Genomic DNA, 10,857 nt, shown 5'->3' on the forward strand with positions numbered 1-10,857 from the left:
GGACCGGGCCGGCGCGGGGCACCGGTTCAGCCGGTCAGGCCGCCGGCCCCGGCCAGCAGCAGCGAGAAGCCGCTGCCGGTGGACTGCTGCGGGGTCCGCACGTGCACCACGCCGGCCGCCGCGTCGTAGCTCCAGCCGGAGCCGGCCGCGTCCAGCGCCGTCTGCGAGGGGTAGCCGGTCAGTGACCGTCCGCCCAGCAGTACGGCCGCGGGACCGGCGCCCACGTGCACGCTGAACCCGTACGAGCGCGCCGCCGGCTTGCCGGTGTAGGTGCCGACGCTCGGTCCGACGTCGACCGTGGTGACGCCGTGTCCCTGCCCGACCGCCCGGACGGTCACCTGCTGGGTGGCGCTGGCCCCCTGCTGGTAGGCCCGGGTCGTCCCGTCGTCCTCGTAGAGCGTGTAACTCGACTGGCCCTGCGCGTAGATGTCGTAGTCCAGCCGGCCGGTGTCGCGGCTCTGCCAGGAGAGCGTGCCCTGCGGCCACATCGGCACCACCGCACCGGCCCGCACGAAGAGCGGCAGGGTGTCCAGCGGCGCCCGGTAGCCGTCGAGGGTGGTCGGCCCCTGGTAGGTCTTCCCGGTCCAGTAGTCGACCCAGGTGCCCTTGGGCAGGTAGATCCCGTCGCGGGTCTCGGAGTTGTCGTAGACCGGAGCGACCAGGAAGTCCTTGCCGCTGAGGAACTCGTACCGGGCCGCGTCACCCCAGGTCCTGGGGTCGTCCGGGTACTCCAGCACCAGCGGGCGCACCGCGCCGACCCCGGTGCGGTGGGCGTCGGCGGCCAGCGTGTAGAGGTAGGGCAGCAGGCGCTCCTTCAGTTGCAGGTAGCGCTGGTTGACCGAGCTGTACGGTTCCCCGGCCAGCCAGGGCTGCTTGTCGGTGGCGGCCCAGCCGTCCATCGTCATGATGGTCGGGATGAAGGTCTTCCACTCCAGGTCGCGGGTCTCCACCCGCGGGTCGCTGCCGAAGATGCCGCCGACGTCACCGGTGTTGTAGGCGATGCCGGACATCGTGGAGCCCGCGTAGGTGGGGATCTGCCACCGGACGTAGTCGTAACTCCCGGTCTGGTCACCGCTCCAGAGCACGCCGCAGCGCTGCGCGCCGGCCCAGGAGACCGGCAGCCAGACGAAGCCGCGGGCGTCGCTGTTCTGCTCGATGCCCGACTTGGCCTGCTGGCAGCCGTCCAGGGCGAACTGGTAGCCCGGGCCGACCCAGCCCACGTCCAACTTGCGGACCCGCACGCCCGCCTGCACCTCCTCGCCCTGGTTCGGCAGGCCGGTCGAGGTCCAGAGCCCGAGCTGCATGGCGTGGTCGCGCAGGCCCTGGCCGGTCTGCTGGAGGTTCTCGTAGCCGCAGCCGTAGCCGTCGTTGACCAGCATCCAGCCCAGCGGGTCCTGGTGCGAGGTGTAGCCGTCGGCCACCGTGAGGGCGTCCAGGGTGTGCCGCTCGCCGCGGTTGGCGTTGTGCAGGTAGCAGTCGGAGTCGCCCGGCTCCAGCCCGTAGACGGGCGGCATGAAGGGCTTGCCGACCAGGTCGGTGTACTGGCTGATGATCTTCTTCAGGTCGGGCCCGTAGAAGTAGTAGCCGTCGAAGCGACGTTCCTGCGCGGAGGTGCGCACCGGGTCGTGGAAGTCGTAGACGCCCGGGGCGAAGGTGTTGCGGAAGACGCCGTAGCCGCTGCTGGAGAGGTAGAACGGCTGGGAGTTGTTGTAGCCGCCCTCGTTCCAGTCGAAGCTGTTGGCGACGTGCACGCGCTGGTCGCGGTGCGAGAAGGAGCCGTTCTGCTCGCCCGCGCCGTAGAACTGCTCCTGGGGGCCGCGGGCCAGCGTCTGCGACATCGCGTCCTGGGTCCAGGTCAGGCCGCGGGTCTCCTGCCAGACCAGTGTGCGGTCGTCGGCCGTGTAGAGCGCGAAGCGCAGCGGGCTCTTGTAGGCCCGTAGCGTCAACTCCTGGGAACTGATGGCGTAGTAGGAGCCGGCGTCGCGCTCGCGCAGGGTCTTGATGGTGGCCGGTGCGGTGGGGATCATCTCGCCGGCGGGCGGGTCGGTGAAGGTGCCGTCCGGGGCGAGCTGGAGACGGAAGACGGACTCGCCGGTGAAGTCCACCCGGGCCTTGGCGGTGCCGGCCGCGATCAGGTAGCCGTCGCCGGAGCGGGAGATCCCGGTGGCATCCCCGACGGTGGTCGGCTGCGGGATCTGGGCGGTGGCGGTGTAGCCGGAACCGGTCACCGCGTAGGGCACCACCAGCACGTGGTAGAGCCCGGAGGCGTTCGGGATCACGGTGGCCTCGGGGTCGGCGGCCGAGGCGCTCTCGGCGACCTCGTGGCCGGCGCTGTCATAGACGTAGAGGTCGAAGTCGTTGGTGGCGTCGGGCCAGCTGATGGAGAGCGGCACGCCGCCGTCGGGGTTCTCCCGCCAGTAGTCGGCCGGTACGTCGACGGTGAGGTCGAAGCGGTCGCAGACCTGGTGCTGCGGGTCGTCGGCCTCGCTGGGGCAGTGCGCCGGGTCGGGGGTCGAGCCGTTCGGGTAGCTCTGGCCCTGCCAGCTGAGGGTGCGGGCGCCGGTGAGCGAGAGGGTGCCGCCGGGCGGCGTGGCGGCGTGCGCGGCGGGCTGGCCGCCGAGCAGCGCGCAGAGTACGGCGAGGACGGCGGTCAGGGCGCCGAGGGCGCCGGTGCGGGGTGGGCGGCGCCGGCGGGGTCGCTGGGGTGGGTGGGGTTGGTGAGGCGGATGGGGGAGTCGGGGGTGCAGGAGCGTTCGCATGCCACCGTCCATCGGGCGAAGGGGGATTGGCGGATGTGCGGGTGGATCGCGGTGCTGGGCGCGCTACTGGCAGGGGCATGACAGGCACTTCCGCGGATGGCCGCGCCGGTCAGGCCATGGGGACCCTAGCAGTCCATTAGTGCTCGTTCAATGCCGAATTGAGCATGAATGAACATGAGAGTGAGATGAGGAGAGCAGACTTGAGGTGCTGACCCGACAGGGCCGGGCGAGTGAAAGGTGGCGCACGATGATCACTCATCACTACCGTCATGGTGGCGGTTACGGGGGCTACCACGGCGGGCATCCCTGGCTCGCCGCGCTGACGATCGGCGGCTTCGTGCTCCTGGTCGCCCTAGTGGTGCTGGCCGTGCTGCTCTACCGGCAGAGCGCGCGCCGCACGGCCGCCGTCGTCGCCGCCACGGGCGCCGGGGGCGGAGCGGTCGCCGGCTCGACGGCGGCCGGTGGCGCCGGTGCGGTGCGGGGCGGGCCGGTGGAGGCCGAGCGGATCCTCGGGGAGCGGTTCGCGCGGGGCGAGATCGACGAGGAGGAGTTCCGGCGCAGGCGGCAGCTGCTGCGCGGCGAGGAAGGGCCGGGCGCAGGTGGTGGCGCCGCGGGCGGACCGGGTGGCGGAGCGGGGTGACGGACGCCCCCGGTCAGCCCATCGCCACCCCGAGGCCGAGGGTCGCGAAGGTCAGTGCGACACCGGCGACGAACGTGTGAGTTCCTCCAGGGCGGCCTCGACGGTGGCCAGGCGGGTGGGGAGGTCGGCGGCGGGGACGTCCACGAGGGTGAAGCCGAGCTCCTGGTAGGCCTGTTCGTGCAGGCGCTCGAAGCGCAGGGCCTCGGGGTAGCTGATCCGGCGCACGGCGGTGGGCTCGCAGAAGCCGAGGTTGCGGACGAAGAACACCTGGGGCCGGTAGATCCGCTCGCGGGTGATCCGGTCCAGCTCGGCGGCGAGGAAGGGGGAGACCGGGCGATCGAGGTAGCGGGCCAGGGCCAGCGTGCAGACGGGCGAGCGGTCGTGGAACTGGACCTGGGCGGTGGCGAGTCGGCCCGGCTCCGGCTCCTGCTCCTGCCGCCGGCGTTGCAGGGCGGCGACCTGGTCGACGAAGTCCGGGTGGGCCCATGGTTCGGCGGTGCCACGGGCCTGTTCGGCGGTGATCAGGTCGGTGGCGGCCTCCTCGACCACGCGGTGACCGCGTTCCGCGAGGTGGTGCAGGAGGGTGGTCTTCCCGGCGCCGGGCGTGCCGGTGAGGATGAAGCGCTGCACGTCGGGCTCCTGGTGGGCGGCTGGGCGGCTGGGCTGCTGGGGGGACGAGGTGGGCGAGCGGTGGGGGCGGTGGCGGATGGCGGACGAGGCGCAGGCGGTGGCCGGCCCGGGGTGGGCCGGCCACCGCCTCCCGTGTCGTCGGGTCAGGACGGCGGGACGAGCGACCAGCGCTGGTTCGTACCGCCGTTGGCCGGGAACTGCAGCACGGCCGCGCCGTCGGAGAGCGAGCCGTGGTCGAGGTCGATCAGCTGGCCGTCGTAGACGCTCCTGAACTGGACCTGGTTGGGACCGGCGTCGACCAGCTGCCAGCGGGAGTTGCTGTTCCCGTCGTCGTGGTACTGGATCAGCTGGGTGGCCTGCCAGGTGGTCGGGCCGGGGATGTTGAGCAGCTTGCCGCTGTTGGCGTTGGCGATGGTGTACACGCCGTTGCCCTGGCCGGCGAACGTCCAGAGCTGGTCGGCCTGGCCGTTGTCGTGCCACTGCAGGACGTGCGCGGAGTCGGCGGTGGAGTCGTGGTCCACGTCCATCCGGCCCCCGCTCAGGGCGTTGACCAGCTTGTACGGCGCGCCGGGCGTCGGGACCGGAACCAGCCGCCACTGCTGGGTGGCCGCGCTGCCGGCGCCGGCCTGGACGACGGGGGTGCCGGCGGCGGTGGAGCCGCCGGCCAGGTCGGCCATCTGGCCGACCGACCGGGCCGTGACGGTGTAGGAACCGTTGCCGGTGGGGGTGAGCTTCCACTGGGCGGCGGAGCTGTTGTCGTCGTGGGCCTGGACCAGCTGGGTACCGGCGCCGGTGGCTCCCGCGGGGGCCCGCAGGAGCAGGCCGCTCTTCAGGTTGTCGATCCGGTAGTACCCGTCCCCGGTCGGCACCAGCTGCCACTGCTGGTCGCCGGCGCCGTTGGCCGGCTGCTGGACGATGCCCGCGCCCTCGGTGGTGGCGGCGCCGGCGACGTCCAGGTCCAGGCCGCTCGCCACGTTGACCAGGTTGTAGGGCAGCGCCGTGGGGTGCGCGGCGGCGGCCGGGGTGACGCGCAGCAGCCGGGTGCCGTGCGCGGCGATGGTGGCGCTGAACGACCCGTTGGCGGCGCCGAGTTCGCTGTGGTTCCAGAGGTCGCGCACCGAGGCGGAACCGCTGAAGCCGACATCCGACCAGCGGGCGGTGACCGGCGCCGCGGAGCCGGTCAGGTTGAAGAGCGCCACCGTGTAGCTGCCGTCGCCGTTCGGCGCCGACCAGACCTGCTGTTGGGTCAACCGGTCGACCGGGCGGGCCGGGTGGCCTGGCTGGTCGACGGCGATCACCTCGTCGTTGCCCAGCAGCCCCAGGTCGCCGCCGTCCAGGTGGGTCAGGTCGGTGCCGAGCAGCAGGGGTGCTCCCGAGATGGCCCACAGGGTCAGCTGGGACTGGCGTTCGTCCACCGTCAGACCGTCGTCGGCGCCGTTGCCCACCTCGATCGAGTCGAGGTCGTTCCAGCCGCCGGGCCCGGCGAGGTCGGTCCACTGCGGGACGTCGCCGAAGCGGGCCGAGACGTTGTTCCAGTTGGTCAGCGGGTAGGAGGAGCCGGAGCAGTAGCACTCGACGTCGCCGTCGATCCGCCAGCCGTTGGCGTAACTGCGCCAGGTGGCGCCGTTGTTGACGTCCAGGCTGTTGGAGAGTTCGAGGTGGACCGGGCGTCCGCTCCGGTTCAGCGCCTGTGACCAGTGCTGGATGTCGGGGACGTCCCAGTCGCCCACCCCGTCGATCTTGAGGTAGTCCACCCCGTACGAGGCCAACTGGTCGGCCCAGGAGTCGAGGTAGGCCTGCGCGGCGGCGGGGTTCTTGGCGTAGTCGATGTAGTACATCGAACCGGCGCCGAAGTTGTAGTTCGTCTCGGTGCTGAGGGTGTTGGAGACGATGTCGCGGGCGTGGAACGAGGTGCCCTGGATCGGCGTGTTCTGGTTGTACGCGGCCACCGGGATGCCCGGGGTGAGGTACATGCCGAACTTCTCGCCCAGGCCGTGCACGTAGCTGCCCACCGCGCCCATGCCGTGCGGGAAGCGGCTCGGGTCGGTCACCCAACGGCCGTAGGCGTCCACGGTGGTGGCGGGGTTGAGGTACCAGAAGTCGTCGATGTTGAGGTAGTCGTAGCCGTGGGCGACCAGGCCGCTGGTGGCGAGCGCCTGGCCCTGGGCCTCGATGTTCTGCTCGGTCGGATCCTTGCGCAGGAAGCTCCAACTGCTCCAGCCCATGGGGGGCGTGGTGGCGACGCCGTTGGGCTGGGCGTGGGCCGGGGCAGCGGACAGCAGGGCGGCGGGCAGGGCCGCGACCGCGAGGGACAGTGCCAGTAGGGGACGGGCTGTCCGGCTGAGCAGGGTGGGGATGATCCGCACCGGTCCTCCCTGTGGGGGGTCGAAGTGGGGGTGGCAGGAGACAGGTCGAGCCGATGGCGCCGGGTCGGCTATTCGAACTGTTGTCAACAAACCTTCACAGAGAAACGAACAGAAAACAATCATCGTGCACGAGGAAGCGCGGGTGGACCCAACTCTGACGGCTGGTCAGCCAGTCGGTCAGCCGGCCGATCGCTGGGGCGGAGCCACCTGGCGGGGTCGAAGGGCGCGTTCCGGTCCACCGGGGGAGTGGGTAGGCGCACGGACGGGGCGTACGGCGCCGGTCGTGCTTCCAGCGGTGGCGTCGACGCCTTTCCAAGACGCGAATCCGGCCACCCGGGGGTGGGCGGGTGCCTACGGTCGGGGCATGGCGATTTCTCAGGTTTGGCTGAAGGTCAGCGGTTCCGAGGGCGTGCCGCTGCTGCTCCGCTCCGACCAGATCACCGCAACCCGGGTCAACGACACGGCGGTCGCGCTCGGCGGCGACGGGCGGGACTGGCTGCTCCAGGTGTACGCGCCGGGCCTGGACCCCGAGACCGACTGGCAGTTGGTGGCCCGCGGACCGGGGCGCTCCTTCAAGGCGCACGGCGAGCACGTCCTGCTGGCGGAGCTGCGCCGCAAGGAGGCCGAGGTCGCGCTGACCGGGCAGATCGCCGTGCTCACGGTGGCCGACCTGCCGCCGCTGCTCGGTCCGGCACCGGTCGAGCCCCTCGACCTGCAACGGCAACCCGAGCCGCTGGAGCTGGAGTTCAGCTGGGAGCACTACCCCGAGCAGGCCTCCCGGGCGGCCCGGGACGCCGGGCCGGGCGGCGCCGAGGGGCCGGCGGGGCCGGAGGACGTCTGGGTGGAGGCGTACGCGGTGGGCGGCGACGACGGTGGGCTGAGCCTGCGCAGCGACCGGATCACGGCCGTCCGGGTCGGCCCCAGCGGATGGTCGCGGCACGTCAAGGCGGTCGGCATAGCCTGGCAACTCGATCTCTTCGCCGCCGATTTCAGGGACATCGGGTGGATGCAGGTGGCCACCGGGAACAGTGCGGGTTTCCGGGCGGGGGCGGTCGTGCAGCTGCTGAGGGCCATTCAGGACGAGCGGCTCGAGGCACGTCGGGACGGCCGGATCGCGACGCTGCGACTGTCGGGCGAGCGGCTCAACGCCCAGGGGGAGAACAGCTCGGTCGCGCGGTGGCAGCGCGGTGGTGGGGTCCGGGTGGGCTGAGGTCGCCGAGGGGGACCGCGGTGGTCAGGGGAGGGTGGGGCGGGGACGGGGGACGAGCTCGATGCGGCTCGGGTCGAAGACGCTGCGGCCGGTCGAGGAGGCGCCGATCCGGACCGTGGCGAAGAAGTGGCGGAAGACCGTGGCCCGGCGGGCCGTGCTGAGTCGCGCCCAGCCGAAGCGGGCCTCGGTGCCGCTCGTGACGCCGTCGAGGGCGCGGCACTCGGGCGGGTCGGTGAGGGCCTCCAGCAGCGCGATGGCGCGCTCCGCGACGTGGGCTTCCAGGGACTCGGCCCCGATGTGGCGAGAGCAGTGCTCCGCGACGAGACTGCTGTTCGCAGTACAGGCGTAGGTGGGGTAACTGCCCACCGTGGAGCCGACCATGTGGCGCTCGCAGCGGGTGCAGCGGACCAGCGAGGTGAGCGGGTAGGCGCGGCGCGGTCGGCGCCCGGCGGCCAGCTCCTCGGCCCGCCGCCGGCGCAGCAGCCGGGCCGCCCGCCAGTCGTCCACACTGACGCACGCCGGCCAGCTCGCGCCCGGGTGAGCGCCCTCGCCGTCCGGCACGAGCTCGCCGTCCAGCACCGGCAGGCCGGCGTAGCGCGGGGCGTCCAGGAGCCGGCCCACCCCGCCGACCGTCCAACTGCGGCCGTAGGCGGTGGGGATGCCGCGGTGGTTCAGGTCGAGCGCGAGCGCACGCAGCGAGGCGCCGGCCAGGAACCGGGCGAAGACCTCGCGCACCACCGCGGCCTCGCCGTCGACCAGCGCGGCCATCCCCGGGGTGTACCCGAACCGGCGCAGCCCGCCGCCGTGCGGACGGCCCGCCGCCGCGGCCGCGCGGCCGGCGCTGCGGCTCCGCGCGGAGGCGGCGAGGGCCGCCCGGCCGGCCCGTTCGGCGCGCTCGCGCTGGTCCTCGCGCACGGCCGGGTCGTTGAGGTCCAGCGGGTGCCCGTACAGCCGCAGTCCCCGGCTGTCGGCCAGCGCGAGCAACTCGGCCAGGGCGCACGGGTGGCGCTCGAGGCGGAGCGCGTCGTGCAGGAAGAGGTGCCCGAACCGCGCGGCGCGGGCGGCGGACAGCAGCGCGTCCCAGCCGGTGGCGGCCACGGGGGAGGCGGCGGATGAGGGGCCCGGCGTGGGACGGGGCAGGACGGGGGCGCGGTGGTCGGTGAAGACGTGGTGGGCGGCCAGGGTCAGCCCGAGCCGGCTCGCCTGCGCGCGGGCGAGCTCCTCCTGGAGCTCGAGCCCGATGACCGGCGGACCGCCACGCCGCTCGGCGGCCGCAGTGAGCCAGCAGTAGACCGCAGCGTGCCGCGCCGCCTGGCTGGAGGAGGGGGTGAACGGCACGGGTGGTCCTCGGCTCGGATCAGGGCAGTGCCCGCGCGGGGCGGAAAGGACGACAGGGCAGGCAGGGCAGGCAAGGGGGCCATGCCTGCCGAGGAAGGCAAGCCTAGCCTAAGAATTGACCCCTGGTCGGGGAGAGGGCGGCCGTTCTTGACTTGATCTTTCACCGGATACCAGGTGACCGACCGCCGGTTGATCTTGCATGATGGGGCACGCGCGGTGCCGACGGGGGAACGTCACGGCCCGCGGCCCGCCGACGCCCCTGCCGCGCGGCGGCCGGCTCGCGCAGATCCGTCGATCCTGGAGATGCCGATGAGCCACGCCCCCGCCCCCGACCCCACGCCCCCCGGGGCCGGCCCGTCCGCGCCCGGCCAGGCGCCGCCGGCACTGGAGTTCGCCGGCCTGGTCAAGCGCTTCGGCGACCACGTGGCGGTGGACCACGTCGACCTGGTCGTCCCCGGCGGCTCGTTCTTCGGCCTGGTCGGCCCCAACGGCGCCGGCAAGACGACCGCCCTGTCGATGGCGGTGGGCCTGCTGCGCCCCGACGCCGGCTCGGTGCGGATCTTCGGCCGCGACGTCTGGAACGACCCGGTGGCGGCCAAGTCGCTGATCGGCGTGCTGCCCGACGGCATGGCGCTGCCCGACCGGCTGACCGGGCGCGAGGTGCTCCGCTACCTGGGCCTGTTGCGCGGCCTGCCGCGCGAGGTGGTCGAGGAGCGCGCGGACGAACTGCTGCGGGTGCTCGAACTCGACGGCGCCGAGCAGACCGTGGTGGTCGACTACTCCACCGGCATGCGCAAGAAGATCACCCTGGCCACCGCGCTGCTGCACGGCCCCCGGCTGCTGGTGCTCGACGAGCCGTTCGAGGCGGTCGACCCGGTCTCCGCCGCGACCATCCGCACCATCCTGCAGCGGTTCGTGGCGGGCGGTGGCTCGGTGGTCTTCTCCAGCCACGTGATGGCGCTGGTCGAGCAGCTCTGCGACCACGTGGCGGTGATCGCCGGGGGCCGGGTGGAGGCCTGCGGCGCGCTGGACGAGGTGCGCGGCGGCCAGTCGCTCGAAGAGGCCTTCGTGCACATCGTCGGTGCCCGCACCGGTGGATCGGAGGGGCTGGCATGGTTGGCGTCCTGATCGAGATGCGCACCGCGATCCTGCGGCGCGGCGCCCAGGGCAAGCGGATCTACGGCACGCTGGCGCTGGTCCTGGTGGTCACCCTGCTCGCCGTCGGCACGCTGCTGGCCGGACTGACGCACTATCAACACCCCGGCGCGGGCACCGACGTGCTCGCCGTGCTGAGCTTCGGCTGGCTGCTCGGCCGGGTCACCGGACCGGTCCTCACCGGTGACGACAGCACGCTGCGCCTGGACTACTTCAAGCTGCTGCCGATCCCGCCGCGCAAGCTGGCCCACGCCATGCTCGGCGCCGCCTTCGCCGACGTCTCGCTGGTCTTCGGCCTGATCGCCTTCGGCGCCCTGGTGGCCTACGGCGCGCAGTTCGGCGCGGGCGCGGCGCTGGTGGGCGTGCTGGCGGTGCTGCTCGACCTGGTGCTGGCCGTGGTCGCCTCGACGGTGGCCATCGGCGTGCTGGGGCCGACGGTCAGCTCGCGGCGCGGGCGCGACTTCGGCACCACGCTGGTCGCGCTGGCCATCACCGGGCTCTCGCTGGCGTCCGGCTCGGTCCCTTTCCTGGCCGGCCGGCTGACGGACGGCCACTCGCCGGCGCTGTCGGCCGTGGTGCGCTGCCTGCCGTCGGGCTGGGGGGCGGTCGCGGTCGACGCGGCCGGGCGCGGCGCCTGGGGACTGAGCCTGCTGGCCCTGGGCGCGCTGGTGCTGCTGCTCGCCGTGCTGGTCGCGTGCTGGCCGCCGCTGCTGCGCCGGCGCCTGGCGATGGCCCCGGGCGGGCGCTCGCGGTCGTCGG

Annotated in this window: 8 protein-coding genes; 4 read left to right on the forward strand and 4 right to left on the reverse strand. The window is 73.0% G+C overall.

All coding sequences use genetic code 11. The features are described 5' to 3' along the window. Window positions 1-26 precede the first annotated feature (26 nt). The gene (locus tag ABD323_RS26515) at window positions 27-2,759 is read right to left on the reverse strand and encodes a glycoside hydrolase family 31 protein (protein WP_344444481.1); all 2,733 of its coding nucleotides are present in this window, start codon (window positions 2,757-2,759) and stop codon (window positions 27-29) included. Window positions 2,760-3,006: 247 nt separating this feature from the next. Between ABD323_RS26515 and ABD323_RS26520 the strand changes: the two genes are divergently transcribed. Further along, on the forward strand, window positions 3,007-3,399 hold the full coding sequence (locus tag ABD323_RS26520) for an SHOCT domain-containing protein (protein WP_344444482.1): 393 nt from the start codon (window positions 3,007-3,009) through the stop codon (window positions 3,397-3,399). 51 nt (window positions 3,400-3,450) lie between these two features. Here ABD323_RS26520 and ABD323_RS26525 read toward each other — a convergent pair whose 3' ends face one another. Both ABD323_RS26525 and ABD323_RS26530 read right to left on the reverse strand, forming a co-directional pair. Further along, window positions 3,451-4,029 carry an AAA family ATPase gene (locus tag ABD323_RS26525; protein ID WP_344444483.1) on the reverse strand — a complete coding sequence of 193 codons (579 nt, stop codon included), beginning with the start codon at window positions 4,027-4,029 and terminating at the stop codon, window positions 3,451-3,453. A gap of 143 nt (window positions 4,030-4,172) precedes the next feature. Then, window positions 4,173-6,395 carry an alpha-galactosidase gene (locus tag ABD323_RS26530; protein WP_344444484.1) on the reverse strand — a complete coding sequence of 741 codons (2,223 nt, stop codon included), beginning with the start codon at window positions 6,393-6,395 and terminating at the stop codon, window positions 4,173-4,175. A 364-nt stretch (window positions 6,396-6,759) separates the two neighbouring features. Between ABD323_RS26530 and ABD323_RS26535 the strand changes: the two genes are divergently transcribed. Then, window positions 6,760-7,605, forward strand: coding sequence for a hypothetical protein (locus tag ABD323_RS26535; protein WP_344444485.1), 846 nt, complete (start codon window positions 6,760-6,762; stop codon window positions 7,603-7,605). Between the two features lie 24 nt (window positions 7,606-7,629). Here ABD323_RS26535 and ABD323_RS26540 read toward each other — a convergent pair whose 3' ends face one another. Further along, complete coding sequence (locus tag ABD323_RS26540) at window positions 7,630-8,943, reverse strand: recombinase family protein (protein ID WP_344444486.1); 1,314 nt, start codon at window positions 8,941-8,943, stop codon at window positions 7,630-7,632. A gap of 309 nt (window positions 8,944-9,252) precedes the next feature. Here ABD323_RS26540 and ABD323_RS26545 point away from each other — a divergent pair, with 309 nt between their 5' ends. Beyond that, on the forward strand, window positions 9,253-10,071 hold the full coding sequence (locus tag ABD323_RS26545; protein WP_344444487.1) for an ABC transporter ATP-binding protein: 819 nt from the start codon (window positions 9,253-9,255) through the stop codon (window positions 10,069-10,071). Next, a partial coding sequence (locus tag ABD323_RS26550) for a hypothetical protein (RefSeq protein ID WP_425556164.1) occupies window positions 10,056-10,857 on the forward strand: 802 nt, incomplete at its 3' end. The genes ABD323_RS26545 and ABD323_RS26550, both read left to right, overlap by 16 nt.

The sequence above is a fragment of the Kitasatospora nipponensis genome (genome assembly GCF_039528135.1).
Taxonomy (GTDB): domain Bacteria; phylum Actinomycetota; class Actinomycetes; order Streptomycetales; family Streptomycetaceae; genus Kitasatospora; species Kitasatospora nipponensis.